Source organism: Pseudomonas sp. ABFPK (assembly GCF_001586765.1).
In the GTDB taxonomy this organism is placed as follows: domain Bacteria; phylum Pseudomonadota; class Gammaproteobacteria; order Pseudomonadales; family Pseudomonadaceae; genus Aquipseudomonas; species Aquipseudomonas asiatica.
Genome location: NZ_LQXW01000015.1, coordinates 18,099 through 37,331, shown reverse-complemented (window position 1 = coordinate 37,331; position 19,233 = coordinate 18,099). Strand labels below are relative to the sequence as shown.

At 62.8% G+C, this 19,233-nt stretch carries 24 protein-coding genes; 12 read left to right on the top strand and 12 right to left on the bottom strand.

Annotated features, from left to right (window positions below; genetic code table 11):
* Positions 1-87: 87 nt before the first annotated feature.
* From WM94_RS12250 to recX, 4 genes are all read left to right on the top strand, one after another.
* A complete protein-coding gene (locus WM94_RS12250; RefSeq protein ID WP_039615086.1) occupies positions 88-741 on the top strand; it encodes a hypothetical protein in 654 nt (217 codons plus the stop codon).
* A 189-nt stretch (positions 742-930) separates the two neighbouring features.
* Complete coding sequence (locus WM94_RS12245) at positions 931-1,413, top strand: CinA family protein (protein ID WP_061551301.1); 483 nt, start codon at positions 931-933, stop codon at positions 1,411-1,413.
* A 103-nt stretch (positions 1,414-1,516) separates the two neighbouring features.
* Positions 1,517-2,584, top strand: coding sequence for a recombinase RecA (recA, locus tag WM94_RS12240; protein WP_015269214.1), 1,068 nt, complete (start codon positions 1,517-1,519; stop codon positions 2,582-2,584).
* 21 nt (positions 2,585-2,605) lie between these two features.
* The gene (recX, locus tag WM94_RS12235; protein WP_004375466.1) at positions 2,606-3,076 is read left to right on the top strand and encodes a recombination regulator RecX; all 471 of its coding nucleotides are present in this window, start codon (positions 2,606-2,608) and stop codon (positions 3,074-3,076) included.
* A gap of 49 nt (positions 3,077-3,125) precedes the next feature.
* Here the strand turns inward: recX and WM94_RS12230 are convergent, their stop codons facing one another.
* Positions 3,126-4,244, bottom strand: a complete 1,119-nt coding sequence (locus WM94_RS12230; RefSeq protein WP_004375469.1) for an LOG family protein — start codon at positions 4,242-4,244, stop codon at positions 3,126-3,128.
* Positions 4,245-4,406: 162 nt separating this feature from the next.
* Here WM94_RS12230 and WM94_RS12225 point away from each other — a divergent pair, with 162 nt between their 5' ends.
* On the top strand, positions 4,407-4,616 hold the full coding sequence (locus WM94_RS12225) for a hypothetical protein (RefSeq protein ID WP_004375471.1): 210 nt from the start codon (positions 4,407-4,409) through the stop codon (positions 4,614-4,616).
* 14 nt (positions 4,617-4,630) lie between these two features.
* Here WM94_RS12225 and WM94_RS12220 read toward each other — a convergent pair whose 3' ends face one another.
* Positions 4,631-5,050, bottom strand: a complete 420-nt coding sequence (locus tag WM94_RS12220; RefSeq protein WP_061551300.1) for a quorum-sensing-regulated virulence factor family protein — start codon at positions 5,048-5,050, stop codon at positions 4,631-4,633.
* Positions 5,051-5,271: 221 nt separating this feature from the next.
* Here WM94_RS12220 and WM94_RS12215 point away from each other — a divergent pair, with 221 nt between their 5' ends.
* The 3 genes from WM94_RS12215 (at position 5,272) to WM94_RS12205 (ending at position 7,150) form a co-directional block, all read left to right on the top strand.
* A complete protein-coding gene (locus WM94_RS12215; RefSeq protein WP_025337999.1) occupies positions 5,272-5,982 on the top strand; it encodes a tRNA-uridine aminocarboxypropyltransferase in 711 nt (236 codons plus the stop codon).
* Positions 5,983-6,060: 78 nt separating this feature from the next.
* Positions 6,061-6,711, top strand: a complete 651-nt coding sequence (gene erdR, locus WM94_RS12210; RefSeq protein ID WP_039615079.1) for a response regulator transcription factor ErdR — start codon at positions 6,061-6,063, stop codon at positions 6,709-6,711.
* Between the two features lie 73 nt (positions 6,712-6,784).
* Entirely contained in the window at positions 6,785-7,150 is a 366-nt protein-coding gene (locus WM94_RS12205) for a diacylglycerol kinase (RefSeq protein WP_004375479.1), read from the top strand.
* On the opposite strand, the gene finR is transcribed toward WM94_RS12205, so the two are convergent.
* Positions 7,147-8,073, bottom strand: a complete 927-nt coding sequence (finR, locus tag WM94_RS12200; RefSeq protein ID WP_004375481.1) for a LysR family transcriptional regulator FinR — start codon at positions 8,071-8,073, stop codon at positions 7,147-7,149. The two genes, WM94_RS12205 and finR, sit on opposite strands and share 4 nt — an antisense overlap.
* A gap of 121 nt (positions 8,074-8,194) precedes the next feature.
* Between finR and fpr the strand changes: the two genes are divergently transcribed.
* A complete protein-coding gene (fpr, locus tag WM94_RS12195; protein ID WP_004375483.1) occupies positions 8,195-8,974 on the top strand; it encodes a ferredoxin-NADP reductase in 780 nt (259 codons plus the stop codon).
* Between the two features lie 169 nt (positions 8,975-9,143).
* Here the strand turns inward: fpr and WM94_RS12190 are convergent, their stop codons facing one another.
* The gene (locus tag WM94_RS12190; protein ID WP_013971347.1) at positions 9,144-9,638 is read right to left on the bottom strand and encodes a SprT family zinc-dependent metalloprotease; all 495 of its coding nucleotides are present in this window, start codon (positions 9,636-9,638) and stop codon (positions 9,144-9,146) included.
* Between the two features lie 132 nt (positions 9,639-9,770).
* Positions 9,771-10,370: a Yip1 family protein gene (locus WM94_RS12185; protein ID WP_003252385.1), complete on the bottom strand. Its 600-nt coding sequence runs from the start codon at positions 10,368-10,370 to the stop codon at positions 9,771-9,773.
* 262 nt (positions 10,371-10,632) lie between these two features.
* On the opposite strand from WM94_RS12185, the gene ttcA reads away from it, so the two are divergent.
* Positions 10,633-11,457, top strand: a complete 825-nt coding sequence (ttcA, locus tag WM94_RS12180; RefSeq protein WP_012270926.1) for a tRNA 2-thiocytidine(32) synthetase TtcA — start codon at positions 10,633-10,635, stop codon at positions 11,455-11,457.
* A gap of 4 nt (positions 11,458-11,461) precedes the next feature.
* On the top strand, positions 11,462-12,133 hold the full coding sequence (locus WM94_RS12175) for a DNA-3-methyladenine glycosylase I (RefSeq protein ID WP_004375485.1): 672 nt from the start codon (positions 11,462-11,464) through the stop codon (positions 12,131-12,133).
* A gap of 102 nt (positions 12,134-12,235) precedes the next feature.
* Here WM94_RS12175 and WM94_RS12170 read toward each other — a convergent pair whose 3' ends face one another.
* Genes WM94_RS12170 through arsC form a run of 3 tightly spaced genes read right to left on the bottom strand, consistent with a single transcriptional unit; the run spans position 12,236 to position 13,597 of the window.
* Positions 12,236-12,649, bottom strand: coding sequence for a DUF2069 domain-containing protein (locus WM94_RS12170; RefSeq protein WP_039615077.1), 414 nt, complete (start codon positions 12,647-12,649; stop codon positions 12,236-12,238).
* Complete coding sequence (gene wrbA / locus WM94_RS12165; protein WP_015269222.1) at positions 12,642-13,247, bottom strand: NAD(P)H:quinone oxidoreductase; 606 nt, start codon at positions 13,245-13,247, stop codon at positions 12,642-12,644. The genes WM94_RS12170 and wrbA overlap by 8 nt, the downstream gene beginning before the upstream one ends.
* Positions 13,244-13,597, bottom strand: a complete 354-nt coding sequence (gene arsC / locus WM94_RS12160; RefSeq protein ID WP_061551299.1) for an arsenate reductase (glutaredoxin) — start codon at positions 13,595-13,597, stop codon at positions 13,244-13,246. The genes wrbA and arsC overlap by 4 nt, the downstream gene beginning before the upstream one ends.
* A gap of 85 nt (positions 13,598-13,682) precedes the next feature.
* Here arsC and WM94_RS12155 point away from each other — a divergent pair, with 85 nt between their 5' ends.
* On the top strand, positions 13,683-14,147 hold the full coding sequence (locus WM94_RS12155) for a TlpA disulfide reductase family protein (protein ID WP_015269224.1): 465 nt from the start codon (positions 13,683-13,685) through the stop codon (positions 14,145-14,147).
* Positions 14,148-14,264: 117 nt separating this feature from the next.
* Here WM94_RS12155 and WM94_RS12150 read toward each other — a convergent pair whose 3' ends face one another.
* The 4 genes from WM94_RS12150 to WM94_RS12135 form a co-directional block, all read right to left on the bottom strand.
* Positions 14,265-14,669 carry an META domain-containing protein gene (locus tag WM94_RS12150; protein ID WP_004375489.1) on the bottom strand — a complete coding sequence of 135 codons (405 nt, stop codon included), beginning with the start codon at positions 14,667-14,669 and terminating at the stop codon, positions 14,265-14,267.
* Positions 14,666-15,103, bottom strand: coding sequence for a hypothetical protein (locus WM94_RS12145; protein ID WP_004375491.1), 438 nt, complete (start codon positions 15,101-15,103; stop codon positions 14,666-14,668). Before WM94_RS12145 ends, WM94_RS12150 begins: the two co-directional genes overlap by 4 nt.
* 31 nt (positions 15,104-15,134) lie before the next feature.
* The gene (locus WM94_RS12140) at positions 15,135-16,124 is read right to left on the bottom strand and encodes a 2-hydroxyacid dehydrogenase (protein ID WP_061551298.1); all 990 of its coding nucleotides are present in this window, start codon (positions 16,122-16,124) and stop codon (positions 15,135-15,137) included.
* Positions 16,125-16,320: 196 nt separating this feature from the next.
* Positions 16,321-19,077, bottom strand: coding sequence for a response regulator (locus tag WM94_RS12135; RefSeq protein ID WP_061551297.1), 2,757 nt, complete (start codon positions 19,075-19,077; stop codon positions 16,321-16,323).
* Positions 19,078-19,233 lie beyond the last annotated feature (156 nt).

Below are 19,233 nucleotides of genomic sequence, written 5' to 3'. Positions count from 1 at the left end.
CCTTCGCCCATCAGGGATGGCTTGCCTGACGCATTCGCGGTGGCCCGCGGCCCGGTAAAAAGTTATTGCAACAGGTTGATTAGTGCAGTGAGCGCAATTCGTTTTGATGTAGATGCGGTTTTTTGTATTTCCCTCGACACCCGCGCTGACCGGCGCACGCTGTTCAGCGAAACCATCGGGCGACAGCTCGACAACGAAGTGCTCTTTCATGTCGTCGAGAAAAACAGCGACCCCAAGCGCGGTTGCTACGAGTCCCATCAGCAACTGGCCCGTCATGCGCTGGACAATGGCCTTGATCGAATCCTGATCTTCGAAGACGATGCCAAGGCGTATGAGTTCAAGCCTTCGCGGGTGCGCTGGGTAAACCGCTTCATGCAGAAACGGCCCTTCGAGGCCTTGCACCTGGGTTATTCCATGGGGCGAACCTGGCTGACCTGGTTCCCGTTCATCGCCCGCGGGCGGGTGGTGGCGCTGCATGCCTATGTGCTGTCGCGCGAGGGCTGCCGGATCCTGGCAGAGACGCCCTACGATGGCACCCCGGTGGATGTGGTGGTCAAACACCGGATCCGACAGCACTGCGTGTTCCCCATGATGTTCCGCCAGCACGCCGCCGCAGTGGCCGGTAGCGACCTGGAACAGGTGGTGCGCAATGAGGACGAGTGGTGGGAGCGCAACTGGACCAAGCATCGTCGTTCACCGATGAAGAACATCTGGCGGACCGTGCTTCGGCTGAATTTCTGATTGGTGTGGGCTTGAGGTGCATGCCTTGAGAGGTTTGGCGCCTGTAAGATCGAGCGCCGCCCGCGCGGCGCTCGATCTTACAGGCGCCAAAAATCCAGAGGCGAACATCCTCGTGCCCAGCACGCCGCCAGACGCCCATTCCCCATCCCCAAAATGCTAGGGTAGAGGGCAGCCTTCAAGGAGCCCGACATGGACCCGATCACCACGCTTGCCACCCGCCTGGGTGAACACCTGCGTCGCTTCAACGCGCAGGTGACCACCGCCGAATCCTGCACCGGTGGCGGCATCGCCGAGGCCATCACCCGCGTGCCCGGCAGCTCGGCCTGGTTCGAGGCTGGGTACGTGACCTATTCCAACACCCAGAAAACCCGTCAGCTGGGAGTGCCCGCGGTGTTGTTCGGCCAGGTTGGCGCGGTCAGCCAGGAAGTGGTCGAAGCGATGGTCCGCGGCGCCCAGGCCGCCAGCGGCGCGCGCTTTGCCGTGGCGGTGAGCGGCGTGGCCGGGCCGGACGGTGGTTCGCCGGCCAAACCGGTGGGCACCGTGTGGCTGGCCTGGGGCGACGGCAACCATGTGTTCAGCGAGCGGCGCCAGTTTGACGGCGACCGCGAGGCGGTGCGCCGACAGACGGTGATCGCCGCGTTAGACGGCTTGTTACAGCTTGGTGCCGAGTAAATCGACGACAGGGGTTTGCGCGAGCGTCTGCCTGTGGAATAATACTGGCTACTTATACAGGTATTCCGGCCGTCAGGGCCAAGTCGAACACGTGAGGATTTCAATGGACGACAACAAGAAGCGCGCCTTGGCTGCGGCCCTGGGTCAGATCGAACGCCAATTCGGCAAGGGCGCCGTCATGCGCATGGGCGACCACGAGCGCCAGGCTATCCCTGCCATCTCCACCGGCTCGCTGGGCCTGGACATCGCCCTGGGCATCGGCGGCCTGCCAAAAGGCCGTATCGTCGAGATCTACGGCCCGGAATCGTCGGGTAAGACCACGCTGACCCTGTCGGTCATCGCCGAAGCCCAGAAAAACGGCGCCACCTGCGCCTTCGTCGACGCCGAACACGCCCTCGACCCCGAGTACGCCGGCAAGCTGGGCGTCAACGTCGACGACCTGCTGGTTTCGCAGCCGGACACCGGCGAACAGGCCCTGGAAATCACCGACATGCTGGTGCGTTCCAACGCCGTTGACGTGATCATCGTCGACTCCGTTGCTGCCCTGGTACCGAAGGCCGAGATCGAAGGCGAAATGGGTGACATGCACGTGGGTCTGCAGGCGCGCCTGATGTCCCAGGCGCTGCGCAAGATCACCGGTAACATCAAGAACGCCAACTGCCTGGTCATCTTCATCAACCAGATCCGTATGAAGATCGGTGTGATGTTCGGCAGCCCGGAAACCACCACCGGTGGTAACGCCCTGAAGTTCTACGCCTCGGTGCGTCTGGATATTCGCCGTACCGGTGCGGTCAAGGAAGGCGACGAGGTGGTCGGTAGCGAAACCCGCGTCAAGATCGTTAAGAACAAGGTTTCGCCACCTTTCCGTCAGGCCGAGTTTCAGATTCTCTACGGCAAAGGTATCTACCGTAACGGCGAGATCATTGACCTGGGTGTTTCCCAAGGCCTGGTCGAGAAGTCCGGTGCCTGGTACGCCTACCAGGGCAACAAGATCGGTCAAGGCAAGGCAAACGCTGCCAAGTACTTGGCTGAGAACCCGGCTATTGGCGCCGAGATCGAGAAGCAGATTCGCGAGAAGCTGCTGACCTCTGGTGCTGTTGCAGCTGCTGGCAAGGCTGCTGCTGCCGAAGCCGATGCCGATGACATGGCCGACGCTGACGCCGGCTATTGATTGCGCGGTAGATAGCCGAACATGTCCGCCGTACTCGACACCCCCGTCGCCATCCGGCGGACAGCCATGGACCTGCTTGCGCGACGTGAGCACGGTCGCGTCGAGCTGACGCGCAAGTTGCGTCAGCGCGGCGCTTCGGACGAGCTGATTGAGCCTGAACTCGATCGGCTCGCCGAAGAAGGGTTGCTTAGCGAAGCCCGCTACCTCGAAAGTTTCATCCGGTACCGTTCCAGCTCTGGCTATGGCCCTGCACGTATTCGCGAAGAGCTAGGCCAGCGCGGTTTGGCGCGTGCTGATATCGAGCAGGCACTACGCGAGAGCGAGGTGGACTGGGGCGGGCGCATGCGTGACATATGGCAGCGCAAGTTTGCCGGGCAGCGCCCGCAAGATCCCCGCGGCCGTGCCCAGCAAACCCGGTTTCTGGCTTACCGGGGTTTCCCCATGGACATGATCGGCCGGCTGCTCAGTGGGCGTGATCTCGACGATTACTGAGGGCTGGGGCCGTTTTACAGTCCTTTGTGGGAGCGGACTTGTGTCACGATCAACTGACCTTCAACGCCTCCCTGGCCCGCTGGGTCGTATGCATGGGCTGCGGCTTGGCCCAGTTCTCCGGCAGGTTGATGAAATCCACCAGCTCGCGCAGCCTGCCCTGATCCCGGCCATTGAAGGCAAATGACAAACGGGTCAGGTGGTTGAAGTTGCCCACTTCGTGCTCGGCGCTGCTGTCAGGTTGCTGGTGGTACTTGCCACTCAGACGCAAGTCGGCAAAGCCTTCCTGGATGTCATACAGCGCCGCTTCGCTGAGCGGGTGATGCATGCGGATCACGAACTGGCTCTTCAGCCAGCGGCTGGAGTGGTAGTTGCTGTAGAACTGGTTGATTTCCTCCACTGCCTCGTCAGCGCTGTGCACCAGGCGCAGCAGTTTCAGGTCGCTGGGCAAGATGTAGCGGTTTTCCTCCAGTTGCCGGCTGATGAAGTCCAGGCAGTCGCGCCAGAAGCTGCCACCTGGTGAGTCCAGCAGCACCACCGGTACCAGCGGGCTCTTGCCGGTCTGGATCAGGGTCAGCACCTCCAATGCTTCATCCAAAGTACCGAAACCACCCGGGCACAGCACCAGTGCATCGGCCTCCTTGACGAAGAAAAGCTTGCGGATGAAGAAGAAATGGAACGGCAGCAGCTTGTCGGTGCCATCTACCGTGGGGTTGGCGTGTTGTTCGAAGGGTAGGGTGATGTTGAACCCCAGGCTGTGGTCGCTGCCGGCGCCTTCATGGGCGGCTGCCATGATGCCGCCGCCGGCACCAGTTATGACCATCAGGTCAGAGCGCGCCAGGGTTGCGCCCAGTTCGCGGGCCAGGGCGTACATCGGGTGTTCCAGCGGGGTGCGCGCCGAGCCGAACACGGTCACCTTGCGCCGGTCCTTGTAGCGTTCCAGGGTGCGGAACGAATGGTCCAGTTCGCGCAGGGCCTGCAGGGTGATCTTGGCGCTCCAGCGGTCGGTGTCGTCATGGGCCATGCGCAGGATGGTCAGCATCATGTCGCGGTACAGCGGCAGGTTGGGGCTGTTCGGTGCCACCAGTTGCAGTTGTGCGTCGATGTTGCTCAGGTCGATGTTGTTGTCGCGGAAATGGCTGAACAGCAGTTCACTCGATTGGTAAGGCATGCAACGTCTCCTTCTGCACCTATACCTCTGACCTCAATCTAGACCCTTGCGCTCAATCCTGCCGGGGGTGTTCGCCACAGCCGCCCGTCGGCATGCAGCCACGGGGGATGCGGGTTTGGTTAACTGGGTAAAGCGAAACGTGTCGATGCAGGAGGTGGCGGTATGCATCGCTTGATCATCGAAGTTGACCGGCAGCTTTACCAGCAGCTGGAGAATGCGGCCCAGATGCATCACCTGAGCCTGGAGAACGAGTGCCGGCGCAGGCTGTCGGGGCTGGAATGCCAGTCGCGCTACCTGCAGGCGCTGCTGGCAGAGATGCGCGCCGATGCCGCTGAGGGGCGCTGGTGCGCCCGTGAAGACGAGAAGGCGTAGCGATCCGAGCTGGTTTACTTCTTCTTGTTGCCGGCCACGCAGCTGGCGTTGTCGAACGCCTGGTCCATGATCGGTTGATTGGTCTTGTATACCGTGAAGCGGTAGACCATCACCGCGCCTTTGGACATCAGGTTACGGAAACCGCTGTTGCGGCAGACGCTATCACCCAGCTGGCTGCGGACCTGTTCGGGGTTGGCCTGCATGCGCGCGGCATGGTCCTGGCGCACGCTCAGGTGGTTGACCAGTGCCTTGCCTTCCACCGTGTAACCCTGGTCGAGGATGTCCTCGTTGATGGCTCGCGGGGTGCCGATACTGCTCTCTTTGGCAACCTTCTGCAGCATGTTGTTCAGGTCGTATTCCTGCTTGGAAGCCGCCTGGGCTGCCAGGGGCAGGGCGAGCAACAGGCTCAGGGCGGGGACGATACGGCGCAGCATGAATCTCTCCTGGTTCGATGACTGGCGCTTTGACATGCGCGGGTCGACGGCGTTCCCTGAAAATCGCGCGGGCGCGAGGCTGGGGTACGGAAAAAACAGCGATTATAAGGTCCGCGCTGCCACCTGCACAGCAATTGCCCCCTGTTCTGGTAGACTGGCGCCCTTAGTTTTCTCCGAGTCATCCTTGTGTCCATTCCCAACCTGTCCAGAGGCCTGCCGGCATGAGCCATGCGGTAGCGCGCCTGCGCGCCGAACGCCTGGCTCGCAGCAACAAGCCCTTTATCGCCCGTGGTTCACGTGCCGAACGCTGCCCCGATTGCCGGGTCATTGCCACTCATTGCCTGTGCGCCTGGAAGCCCCGGGTGCAGGCCGAGTCCGGCGTGTGCCTGCTGATGCATGACACCGAGCCGCTCAAGCCCACCAATACCGGCTGGCTGATCGCCGACCTGATCGAGGACACCTCGGCTTTCGGCTGGCTGCGCACTTCGGTCGACGAACGTTTGCTGGCGTTGCTGGGCGACCCGCGTTGGCAGCCCTACATCGTCTTTCCCGGCGAATTCGTTGCCCAGGAGCGAGTGGTCAGCGAGGTAGTGCGCGAGCCCGGCAAGCGTCCGCTGTTCATCCTGCTGGATGCCACCTGGACCGAAGCGCGCAAGATGTTCCGCAAAAGCCCGTACCTTGATCGCTTCCCGGTGTTGAGCCTGCAGGCCGAGCAGATGTCCCGCTACCGCCTGCGCCGCTCCAAGCGCGATGATCACTTCTGTACCGCGGAAGTCGCGGCCATGTGCCTGGACCTTGCCGGCGATACCCAGGCCTCGCAGGCGCTGGACGCCTACCTGGATGTGTTCAGCCTGCATTACCTGAGCGGCAAGCGTCGCCTGCCGCTGGACGAGCAGGACGACACCCACCAGCGTTTGCATACCTTCCTATAGTCCAAGGGGCACAACCCCTGCTTTGGTTCATAATGACCCTTACCCGAGTGCCCGACACAGAACAGGATCCCCAGATCGATGGCCACTTACGAAATCCTGATTGCCGATGACCACCCGCTGTTCCGTGGCGCCTTGCGCCAGGCCGTTACCCTCGGCCTGGGCCCGGATGTACGCCTGGTAGAAGTTGCCAGCATTGCCGAACTGGAAACCCGTCTGAGCGAAAAAGACGACTGGGACCTGGTGTTGCTGGACTTGAACATGCCGGGTGCCTACGGTTTTTCCGGGCTGGTGCTGCTGCGCGGGCAATACCCGCAGATCCCCGTGGTGATGGTATCGGCGCAGGAAGAGGCTGCAGTGGTGGTCAAGTCCCGCGAATTTGGCGCCAGTGGCTTCATTCCCAAGTCCAGCACCCTGGAAGTGATCCAGGATGCGGTGCGCAAGGTGCTCGATGGTGAGGTCTGGTGGCCGCCGCAGGCGTTCGAAAAGGTCGATGTCTCGGCCGAAGCCAAGGCCGCCAGCGAAGGCCTTGCCAGCCTCACGCCGCAACAGTTCCGGGTGCTGACCATGGTCTGCGAAGGGCTGCTGAACAAGCAGATCGCCTATGAGCTGAACGTGTCGGAAGCGACCATCAAGGCCCATGTGACGGCAATCTTCCGCAAGCTGGGTGTGCGTACTCGCACCCAGGCGGCGTTGTTGCTGCAACAACTTGAATCGGTTGCCAGCAGCTGAGTGGGCGTGGCTTCACGCTTTTTTTACCCGTGCCGGTCTAGTCTGCTGGCCTTTCCGCTGTGAAGTGACTCACATGACATCGCCATTCAAGGGCCAGACTGGCCTCAAACGTATCTTCAACGCCGCCGGCTATTCGCTGGATGGGCTGCGCGCTGCCTTCAAGGGTGAGGCCGCGTTCCGCCAACTGGTGCTGCTCAACGTGCTGCTGGTCCCGATTGCCTTCTGGCTGCCGGTCAGCCGTGCAGAGCGTGCAATCATGATCGCCGTGTGCCTGTTGGGCTTGATCGTCGAATTGTTCAACTCGGCGGTGGAGGCAGCCATCGATCGTATTTCGCTGGAGCGCCACCCGCTGTCGAAAAACGCCAAGGACATGGGCAGCGCCGCGCAACTGGTGGCATTGACCATGGTGGCGCTGGTGTGGGGTGTGATCCTGCTTTAAGCGATCGGTGGCAACACGATCTCGTCACTGCGTGTGAAACCCGCGGTGAAGTTGCGGCAAAGTTCGAGAAATTCGCGCATGGCCGAGGTCTGGTACTTCTGTTTGTGCCAGATGAAGTAGAACTGGCGCATCAGGTCCAGCTCCGGGGTTTCCACCGCTACCAGGCTGCCGCGGCGGAAGGCGTCACGCAGGGCAAGGCGCGAGATGCAGCCGATGCCCAGGCCCGACTCCACCGCGCGCTTGATGGCTTCGGTGTGTTCCAGCTCCAGGCGGATGTTGAGGTTGGTGCGGTGGTGGCGCATGGCCTGGTCGAAGGTCAGGCGCGTGCCTGAGCCCTGTTCGCGCAGGATCCACGCCTCCTGGGACAAGGTCTGTACATCGGCGCGTCCCAGTTTGGCCAGCGGATGCTGTGGCGCGCAGAACACCACAAGTTCGTCCTCGACCCAGGGCTGCACTTCCAGGTCCGGGTGGTTGCAATCGCCTTCGATCAGACCCAGATCAATTTCGTAATGCGCCACCTGTTGCACGATATGCGCGGTGTTCTGCACATGCAGCTTCACCTGGCTTTCCGGGTGCACCTGCATGAAGCTGCCGATCAGCAGGGTGGCCAGGTAGTTGCCGATGGTCAGCGTGGCGCCGACTGCAAGCGAGCCGAAACCGGACTTGCCGTTGAGCAGGTCTTCGATTTCCTTGGCCTGGTCGAGCAGGGCCACTGCCTGCGGCAACAGTTGCTGGCCCAGGGCGTTGAGGCTCAGGCGCTTGCCGGCCCGGTCGAACAGCTGACAGCTGGACTGTCGCTCAAGCTCGGTGATCGAGGTGCTGGCGGCCGACTGCGACAAGGCCAACACACTGGCGGCGCGGGAAACGCTCTGGTGCTGGGCCACGGCAACGAAGACTTGCAGTTGACGAAGTGTAAATCGCATATCGATATAACCGATAACACATATCTTGATAATCCAGTTAACAGATATTGTCGCTGCCCCTAAACTATCGCGCAACTGCGCGTCTTGCGCGCGCCGCGTCTTTCTTCAGGAGCCCCATTAAATGAGCAACATGAACCACGAACGTGTCCTCAGTGTGCACCACTGGAACGACACCCTGTTCAGCTTCAAGTGCACCCGCGACCCGGGCCTGCGCTTCGAGAACGGTCAGTTCGTGATGATCGGCCTGCAACAAGAAAGCGGCCGTCCGCTCATGCGCGCCTATTCCATCGCCTCGCCGAACTGGGAAGAGCACCTGGAGTTCTTCAGCATCAAGGTGCCGGACGGTCCGCTGACCTCGCAGCTGCAGCACCTGAAGGAAGGCGACGAGATCATCATCAGCAAGAAGCCTACCGGTACCCTGGTACTCGACGACCTGAACCCGGGCAAGCACTTGTACCTGCTGAGCACCGGCACTGGCCTGGCACCGTTCATGAGTGTCATCCAGGACCCGGAAACCTACGAGCGCTTCGAGAAAGTGATCCTGGTGCACGGCGTGCGCTACGTGAACGAAGTGGCCTACCGCGAATTCATCACCGAGCACCTGCCGCAGAACGAGTTCTTCGGTGAGTCGGTTCGCGACAAGCTGATCTACTACCCGACCGTGACCCGTGAACCGTTCGAGAACCAGGGCCGCCTGACCGACCTGATGCGCAGCGGCAAGCTGTTCAGCGACATCGGCCTGCCACCGATCAACCCGCAGGACGACCGCGCGATGATCTGCGGCAGCCCGAGCATGCTCGACGAAACCAGCGAAGTGCTGGACAGCTTCGGCCTGAAGATCTCCCCGCGCATGCGCGAGCCGGGTGACTACCTGATCGAGCGTGCCTTCGTCGAGAAGTAAGGCGCAGGCTGATGCAAAAGAAGGCGACCCTTGGGTCGCCTTTCTTGTGCCTGTGATTCATATATCGCCAGCACTGGCCTCTTCGCGGGTAAACCCGCTCCCACAGGGCAGTGGTACCCCTGTGGGAGCGGGTTTACCCGCGAAGAGGCCGGAACAGGCAAGACACAATCTATTCGACGCGCGTCTCGCCGCTGTACACCAATATCTCCCTGCACCGCTTGCACAGGTAGCGCCGCCCCTGGCGCACCAGCTTGTGCCGCTGCGCGGTAAACGGGAAGTCGCTCTGCGGACACGGGCAGCGGTAGATGTAGCGGGTCACCACGCGCCGTTGCACTTCGTAGTTGTGGCAACGGTTGGGCGGCAGTTCATACACCCCGCGCATGATCAGCTGCCACTCTTCGCCATGGGCCTGGATGCGGTCGCCGAACAGATGGTGGGCCACCAGGTGCGCCACCTCATGGGCCACGGTCTGGCGCAAGAAGTCTTCCTGGTTTTCGCGGTAAAGCTGCAGGTTGAAGCGCAGCAGGTTCTCGTGCAGGTGGGCGACGCCGGCTTTTTGCCCGCGCAGCTTGAAGCTGATTTCCGGGCGTGGGAAGGGGCGTTTGAAGAAGGTTTCAGCTTGCTGGTAACAGGTTTCGACGCGTTGTCTGAGCAGCTCGGGCATGGCGGGGTGGTTCTCCTGACCGGACATTATGCCGCAACCCCGGGCAACCTGCCGAGCCACCGGTCAGCGCACAGCCAGAGGCCGCCTTGCGGCGGCCCCAGGTTTGATGCCCCAGTGTTGGTCGAGTCTGTTCTAGTTGGTGTAGACGGGCCCCACGCCCAGTCCCCAGATGATCACCGTGGCGGCCATGATCGCCACCAGTACCACAAGGCCTACCGCCAGCACCGAGCTGGAGAACAGGAAGCCTTCGTCGGACGGTATGTTCATGAACGTCGGCAAACCGACGTACAACAGGTACACCGTGTAGCAGATGGCGGCCGTGCCGATCAGCATGCCCAGCCACAGGTGCGGGTACAGCGCCGCCAGGCCGCCGATGAACAACGGTGTGGCGGTGTAGGTGGCAAAGGCGATGCACTGTGCCATGGACGGGTTGGCATCGTAGGTGCGGGCCATCCAGTGGATGAACGCCCCCATTACCGCCACCCCGGCAAGCATCGCCAGGTACGACATGATGCTCATCCAGATGGCGCTTTCCATGGTCAGCATAACCGCTGGCCGGTCGCCGATCACCCAGCCGACCTGGGTTGTACCGATGAACGCCGAAACGGCGGGGATCGCAGCCAGGATCAGGGTGTGCGTCAGGTACATGTGGCTGATGGTTTCTTCTTCGCCACGAATTTCCCGCCATTCCTGGTCGGGATGGGTAAACAGCCCCACAACGTGATGAATCATGCCGATCACTCCTCTCAATGTTGCCAAACGCCCCCCAGATGGAGCGCAAGCGGCCCTAGGCCCGAACACCGAAGCAAGCGGTAATGTGGCCTTATGTCGCAGTATAGGAAGCCGTTACCCGCATAAACCGTGCTTTTTAGAGCAAATTGCGCTGTAAGACGCGCTGTTGATTACAATGAAGTCTTTATCGGAATGCCTACAGCGCCGCCGCGTTTGTGCGTAAAATAGCCGGCTTTTGTCACACCTCGCGGATCCAAGCGCTATGGGCACCCTCTCGGTCAACCAGAACAAACTGCAAAAACGCCTGCGTCGTCTCGCCGGCGAAGCCATCACCGACTACAACATGATCGAGGATGGCGACAAGGTCATGGTCTGCCTGTCCGGCGGCAAGGACAGCTACACCATGCTCGACGTTCTGTTGCACCTGCAGAAGGTGGCACCGATCAAGTTCGAGATCGTCGCGGTGAACATGGACCAGAAGCAGCCGGGGTTCCCCGAGCATGTGCTGCCGGCCTACCTGAAGGAACTGGGCGTCGAGTACCACATTGTCGAGAAGGACACCTATTCGGTGGTCAAGGAGCTTGTCCCCGAGGGCAAGACCACCTGCTCGCTGTGTTCACGCCTGCGCCGTGGCACCCTGTACACCTTTGCCGACGAAATTGGCGCGACCAAGATGGCGCTGGGGCACCACCGCGACGATATCGTCGAAACCTTCTTCCTCAACATGTTCTTCAACGGTGCGCTCAAGGGCATGCCGCCGAAGCTGCGCGCCGACGATGGCCGCAACGTGGTGATCCGCCCGCTGGCCTACTGCAGCGAGAAGGATATCCAGGCCTACTCGGACATGAAGGAATTCCCGATCATCCCGTGCAACCTGTGCGGTTCGCAGGAAAACCTGCAGCGCCAGGTGGTCAAGGACATGCTGGTGGAGTGGGAGCGCAAGCACCCGGGGCGTACCGAGAGCATCTTCCGCGCCTTGCAGAACGTGGCACCGTCGCAGTTGGCCGACCGCAACCTGTTCGACTTCACCAGCCTGAAGATCGACGAGAACGCCACCCCACGTTTCCTTGACGTGCTGAACATCTGAGCCCATGCGCGATTACCAGTGGTTGCACGAGTACTGCCTGAACCGCTTCGGCTCGGCCCAGGCCCTGGAGGCCTTCCTGCCGCAGCCGCGCACACCGGCGCAACTGCGTGATATCAGCGACGATCGCTACCTTTCGACCTTGGCCCTGCGCGTGTTCCGCGCCGGGCTCAAGCACAGCCTGGTGGATGCCAAGTGGCCGGCGTTCGAGCAGGTGTTCTTCGGCTTCGACCCGGAGAAGGTGGTATTGATGGGCGCCGAGCACCTCGAGCGGCTGATGCACGACGAGCGCATCATTCGCCACCTGGGCAAGCTCAAGAGCGTGCCGCGCAATGCGCAGATGGTTCTTGACGTGGCCAAGGAGAAGGGCAGTTTCGGCGCCTTCATCGCCGACTGGCCGGTGACTGACATCGTCGGTTTGTGGAAGTACCTGGCCAAGCACGGCAACCAGCTGGGCGGGTTGTCGGCACCGCGCTTCCTGCGAATGGTTGGCAAGGACACGTTCATCCCTACCGATGACATGGCTGCGGCGTTGATTGCGCAGAAGGTGGTCGACAAGCCGCCGACCAGCCAGCGGGACCTGGCCCTGGTGCAGCAGGCGTTCAACCAGTGGCATGCGGAGAGTGGGCGGCCGCTGTGCCAGTTGTCGGTGATGCTGGCGCATACCGTCAACCATTGAGATTTGTGTTGGCCCCTTCGCGGGCATGCCCGCTCCCACAGGTACAGCGCCGACCTCAAGTGTGGCGCGAACCCTGTGGGAGCGGGCAAGCCCGCGAAGAATCTAACTGCCTTCGCCCGCCATGCGCCGCTCATGCTGGAACTTCCAGCGCACATACAGCAGCCCGGCAGTGAACAGCCCCAGGCTCACCAGCACTTCTACCCAGCCAAATACCGCCCGCGCCGGGTCGAACGCCGCCAGTACGCCCTTGATGAAATAGATATTCACCACGAAGCAGGTCCAGGCATGTGCCCGGGCGCTACCTGTCAGCATGCCCGGCAGCAACAGCAGCAACGGCACCAGCTCGATCGCCAGGATCACCTCGACCCGCGCCCCGTGCAGGTTGGCGAACCACAGGTTGTTCGCCACCAGCAGGGCGATCAGGCCGAAGAAGAATGCCAGGCTCAGCGCCCGTGTCAGGCGCAGGCGAGGCGCCAGCCACTCAAGCGGCGGCAATACCTTGGGCTTCTTAGCCACGTGCAGCCTCCAGGGCCTTTGCAGTGGTCGCCAGGCGTTGGCCAAGGGCGCGGCACAGGGCTATCTCGTGCTGGTCGAGCTCGCGCTTGCCATCGGCGCCAGCATGATGGCTGGCGCCATACGGGGTGCCGCCGCCACGGGTTTCGAGCAATGCCGATTCGCTGTACGGCAGGCCCATCACCAGCATGCCGTGGTGCATCAGCGGCAGCATCATCGACAGTAGAGTGGTTTCCTGTCCGCCGTGCAGGCTGGCGGTAGAGGTGAACACGCCTGCCGGCTTGCCGACCAGTTCACCGCCCAGCCACAGGCTGCTGGTGCCATCCAGGAAGTACTTGAGCGGCGCCGCCATGTTGCCGAAGCGGGTCGGGCTGCCCAGTACCAGGCCGGCGCAGTGGCGCAGGTCGTCCAGGGTGGCGTACAGCGCACCATTGGCCGGGATGTCCGGGGCCACTGCTTCGCACTCGGTGGAAATCGCCGGTACCGTGCGCAGGCGGGCTTCCATGCCGGCCAGCTCGATGCCGCGGGCGATGTGCCGGGCCATCTCGCTGGTCGAACCATGGCGGCTGTAATACAGCACCAGGATGTAGGGCTCGCTCACGGAAGGATCTCCAGTACTTTCTCGGGTGGTCGGCCGACCACGGCCTTGTCGCCAGCGACGAGGATCGGCCGCTCGATCAGCTTGGGGTGCCGGGCCATGGCCTCGATCAGTTGTGCGTCGGTCAGCGCCGGGTCGGCCAGGTTCAGCTCCTTGTACTCGTCCTCGCCGGTACGCAGCAGCTGGCGCGGGGCGATGCCCAGCTTGCCGAGCAGGGCCTTCAGGGTGGCCGCGTCGGGCGGGGTCTCGAGGTAGCGTACGATGGTCGGCGCCAGGCCGCGAGCTTCGAGCAGTTCCAGGGCGCCGCGGGATTTCGAGCAGCGCGGGTTATGATAGAGCGTGAGGTCGGTCATGTCGGGTCGCATCCAGCAGGGTGTGGCGGCTATTCTAACCGCAGCGACTGACCAATTTGCTTTAAAACTCGAGAAGGATTGACCCATGGCAAGGCGTCTGGCAGCAGTACTGGCCATCACCGCGAGCCTGTTGCTCGGTGGTTGCGGTGCCGATTATGGCGTGGACCAACACGGTAATACGGTTAAGGCCGAACAGATCGACGGGCACTGGCTGGTGCTCAACTACTGGGCCGAATGGTGCGGGCCGTGCCGTACCGAAATCCCTGAACTGAACGCGGCAGCCAAGCAATGGGCGGCCGATGGTATCAAGGTGGTGGGGGTGAACTTCGATGGCTTGCAAGGGCAGGAGCTGAAGCAGGCTGCCGAAACCCTGGGCATCGCTTTCACCGTATTGGCGCAGGACCCGGCCGAGCGCTATGACCTGCCACGTAGCGAGGCATTGCCGGTGACCTACATCATCGATGACAAGGGCAAGGTGCGGGAGCAACTTATGGGCGAGCAGACCCTGGAAGGGCTGCAGGCCAAGATCAAGGCGCTGAAGGGCGCCTGATGCATTTTGGGGCTGCTTTGCAGCCCATCGCGACACAAGGCCGCTCCTACAGGAGATCGCATCCCATGTAGGAGCGGCCTTGTGCCGCGATGGGCCGCAAAGCGGCCCCGGCAATATTCAGCCTTCCTCAGGCCAGAAGCGCAGTGGCTTGCCTTCGGCCGGCCAGAAACGCATCTGCTCGATAGGCGACACATCCCAGCGCTGCACTGTTTCCAGCGCCTGCAGGAAGCGTTTTTCCTGTTCCATCAACGCCGGCGCGCAGAGCTTGCGGGTCTTGCCGACCTTGCCGAAGCTAAGGTGCTCGCCGTCCAGTGTATATGGCGCGAACCAGTGGTTACAGCCGCCATTGCCATAGGCACGGCCATCGCTGGCCAAGGTCAGGGTCAGGTGGCTGTAGTCGATCAGCGGCCGTTCGCCAATCCACTCCAGCACATAGCTGCGCTCCTGCTGCAGCTTGGAAGGTTCTGCGGCGCAGCCGAGCAGGCCGGTGGCAATCAGCACGCCGGTCAGCAGATTTTTCACTCGGCGCTCTCCTGGCAACGCGGGCACAGGTGTTTTTCGCCACGGCTGGCCCAGCCCAGCTCGGCAACCCGCGCGCTGGCGGCAGGCTGGCGGGCTTTCTTGCCCAGCTTGGCGTCCACCGCGAACTCGAAGTCCAGCACGGCGTCGCAGCTGTCGCACGCGACCTGCCAGGTAAGGATTTCCAGCTCGTTGAACACCGGGCCGCTGGCCACGGCAACCCACTGGCCGCGCGGGTTGATCAGGTGGCGCACGCTCTCCACTGTCAGGCGCATGGACAAATCCTTGCTGCCCTTGAGGGTGACCAGCAGGGTGTCGCCTTTGTGCATCGAGCCGCCGTTGCCGGTGACCTGGTAACGGCCCGGCACCAGGGCGCGGCACTCGATCAGGGTGTGTTGCGGGTTGAAAAGGGTGTAGCGGAAATCGTGCTCGACCATGGGTCCTCCAGAAATGCCGCGTATCCTAGCACTAACCCATCACCAGATTCTGTGGATTGCCTGCCGCCCAGCGGTTGATGTTGTCCAGCGTGGTCGCGGCGATGGCATCCAGTGCCTCGCGGGTAAGGAACGCCTGGTGGGCAGTGATGATCACGTTGGGGAAGGTCAGCAGACGGGCCAGCACGTCGTCCTGCAGCGGCAGGTCGGAGCGGTCCTCGAAGAACAGCTGGGCTTCTTCTTCGTAGACGTCCAGGCCCAGGTAGCCGAGCTGACCGCTCTTCAGCGCGTCGATCAGCGCCGGGGTGTCGACCAGCGCGCCGCGGCCGGTGTTGATCAGCATGGCGCCGGGCTGCAACTGGGCCAGGCTTTGTGCATTGATAAGGTGCCGGGTGTGCTCGGTCAGCGGGCAGTGCAGGCTTATGACGCGGGCTTCACGCAGCAACTCGGGCAATGGCAGGTAGCGCGCGCCCAAGGCCAGCAGCTCGGGGTTGGGGTAAGGGTCATAGGCCAGCAACTGGCAGCCGAAACCGGACATGATGCGGGCAAAGGCGGTGCCGATCTGGCCGGTACCGACCACGCCGACGGTCTTGTCGTGCAGGTCGAAGCCGGTAAGCCCGTGCAGGGTGAAGTCACCCTCGCGGGTGCGGTTGTAGGCCCGGTGCAGGCGCCGGTTCAGGGCCAGGATCAGCGCCACTGCGTGTTCGGCAACGGCGTGCGGCGAGTAGGCCGGCACTCGCACTACGGTCAGGCCCAGGCGCTGGGCGGCGGCCAGGTCGACATGGTTGTAGCCGGCCGAGCGCAGGGCGACCAGGCGCGTGCCGCCCGCGGCCAGGCGCTGCAGTACCTGGGCGTCGAGCTCGTCATTGATGAAGGCGCAGACCACCTCGTAGCCATCGGCCAGGGTAGCGGTGTCGAGGGTCAGGCGGGCAGGCTGGAAGTGCAGGTCCAGTGTGGTGCCGCTGGCGGCACGGGTGAAGCTTTCCTGGTCGTAGTGCTGGCTGCTGAACAACAGGGCGCGCATGGTGGGGCTTCCTTTGCAGTGGTCTGGGGATTGTAGCCAGCGATGTTTGCCCGATATTGATCCGTGCCGGCCAGGTACATTCTTTGTAGGAGCAGCCTTGTGCTGCGAAGAGGCCAGCACAGGCGATACATTAATGGCCGCCTGCACCGGCCTCTTCGCAGCACAAGGCTGCTCCTACAAGTAATGTGCTCGGGCTTCAGGCGCTCAATCTGGCCTGCGCCGCCAGGCGGTTGATTGCCGCATCCAGTTCGTCCAGTGCCAGCTGTGCCAGCGGGTTTTCCTGCTTGAGCAAGGTTTCGCTGCGCTGGCAAGCGGCCCGCAACTGCGGCACACCGCAATAACGTGAGGCGCCGTTCAGGCGGTGCACCTGTTCGATCAGGCGGTTGCGGTCGTCGGCCTCGCGGGCGGCGCGTATGGCTTCGCGGTCGGCTTCCAGCGAGCCCAGCAGCATGCTCAGCATATCGGCCGCCAGGTCCGCTTTGCCGGCGGCCAGGCGCAGGCCTTCCTCAGGGTCCAGCACCTTCAGGTCATCACCGTTGGCCAGTTGCTCGGCCAGGCGTTCCTGCTCTGGCGCACCCAGGCTCAGGCCGGTCCATTTCATTACCACCTGGGCCAGCTGCCGTTCGCTGATTGGCTTGGTCAGGTAGTCGTCCATGCCTCCATGCAGCAACGCGCGTTTCTCGTTGGCCATGGCGTGGGCGGTGAGGGCGACGATCGGCAACGGGTCGCCGCTTTGGGTGTTTTCCCACAGGCGGATCTGCTCGGTGCAGGCGCGGCCGTCCATGCCGGGCATCTGCACGTCCATCAGCACCAGGTCGAACGGTTCGTTCTGTACCGCCTGTACTGCCGCATAGCCGTTGTCGACGGCCAGCACCTCGGCGCCCAGGTCTTCGAGCAGGGTCTGCACCAGCAGCAGGTTGGCGGGGTTGTCGTCGACGCAGAGGATCTTCGGCTGGCGCTGGCCGTTGATGCTGTTCACCTCGCCCTGCGGGCGGCGCGGTTGCACCAGTTCCAGCAACAGGCGGCGCAGTTTGCGCGTGCAGGTCGGCTTGGACAGCAACTGGCCATGGCCGTTGGGAAGGTACGGGTGGTACAGCGCCTGCTCGGTGGTCGGGCACAGCACCACGCACTGGCAATGGTAGCGCTCGAGCTGCTGATGGTAATGGCCCAGCTGCTCGGGCGACAGGTTGCCAAGGTTGGCCCCGAGCACGGCGAACTCGAACGGCAGGCCGGCCTGGCTGGCGGCTTGCACGCCCTGCAGCAGTTGGTCGAAGGAGGCGAACAGGCTGACGCTGAGGCCGCAGTCTTCCAGCTGGTGCTCCAACGCCTGGCGCGCCAGTTCGTGGCCATCGACGATGGCTGCGCGGCGGCCCAGCAGCGGTTGCAGCGGCAGCTCCTCGACACCATCGTGGGCCTTGGGCAGGTTGAGGCTGATCCAGAACTGCGAACCCTCGCCCGGGGTGCTGTCGACGCCGATTTCGCCGCCCATCTGCTCGATCAGGCGCTTGGAAATCACCAGCCCCAGGCCGGTGCCGCCAGGCTGGCGGGCCAGCGAGTTGTCGGCCTGGCTGAAGGCCTGGAACAGCGTACGCACATCTTGCGGCGACAAGCCGATGCCGGTGTCCTGCACGCTGATGCGCAGCTGCGCACTGTCCTCGTGCTCATCTTCGAGCATGGCGCGTACGACGATGGTGCCCTCGCGGGTGAACTTGATTGCGTTGCTGACCAGGTTGGTAAGGATCTGCTTGAGCCGCAACGGGTCGCCGATCAGCGACGACGGAGTATCGCGGTAGATCAGGCTGAGCAGTTCCAGCTGCTTGGCGTGGGCGGCCGGGGCGAGGATGGTCAGGGTGTCCTGGATCAGGTCGCGCAGGTTGAAGGGGATGCTGTCGAGCACCAGCTTGCCGGCCTCGATCTTGGAGAAGTCGAGGATCTCGTTGATGATCCCGAGCAGGTTGTCGGCAGACTTCTCGATGGTGCTCAGGTAGTCGAGCTGGCGCGGTGTCAGCTCGCTTTTTTGCAGCAGGTGGGTGAAACCGAGGATGCCGTTGAGCGGGGTGCGGATTTCGTGGCTCATGTTGGCCAGGAATTCCGACTTGATGCGGCTGGCCTCCAAGGCTTCCTTGCGCGCCATGTCCAGCTCGATGTTCTGGATCTCGATGGTTTCCAGGTTCTGGCGTACGTCCTCGGTGGCCTGGTCGATGCTGTGCTGCAGCTCTTCGTGGGCGTTGTGCAAGGTTTCGGCCATGCGGTTGATGCCGCGCGCCAGCTCGTCAAGCTCGTGGCTGCCCATGGCCGGCAGGCGCTCCTCGAGGTGGCCGTCCTTGAGCTGGTTGACCGCGTGCTTGATGCGCTTGATCGGGTCGTTGATGGTGCGGCTCATGCGCAGTGCCAGCAGGCCGCTGAGCACCAGGCATGCGAGGATCAGCAACAGGCTGGTGAACAGGTTGCGGTAGCCGCGCAGCAGGGTGCCGTCGTGGGACAGCTCGATCTCGACCCAGCCCAGCAGGCGTTCGGCTTCGGTCGGCACGGCATCGGTGGCCAGGTCGCGGTGGTGGCCGAACACTGGCATCAGATAGCGGGTGGCGTCATTGCCACTGCGTTGCAGCAGCTGGGTGCCGGTGCCGCCGCTGGGCGGCTGGTTGAGCATGCTCGGGCCGGCATGAGCCAGGCGCGTGCGGTCCGGGGCCAGGAAGGCGACTGCGCGCACATCGGCCTGCTCCAGTGTTTGTGCGGCAATGCGCTCAAGTTGTGCCGGTGCCAGCTTGGCCATGGCGGGCGCGGCCAACGGCGCCAGTTGCTCGGCGATCATCTTGCCGCGTTGCAGCAGCTGGGTGCGCAGGTCGTTCTGTTGCAGCCAGGTGAAGTAGCTACCCAGCACCAATGCCATCAGGCCGGCCGGTAGCAGGGCCAACAGCAGGACCCGGCTGCGAATTCCCAAGCGATCGAGCACACTCGCCTCCTGTCATGTGCCTGGACACCGTCAAGCGATGACGGCCAAGCCGGGAAGTTACTCCGCCTGCCGTGCTATTGCACCTCTTTAGTACGTGTTTTGTGCCCTTGCAGCGGCATTGGTCGCAGGGCGGTTGCCTGGCAGGCGCTGGATACT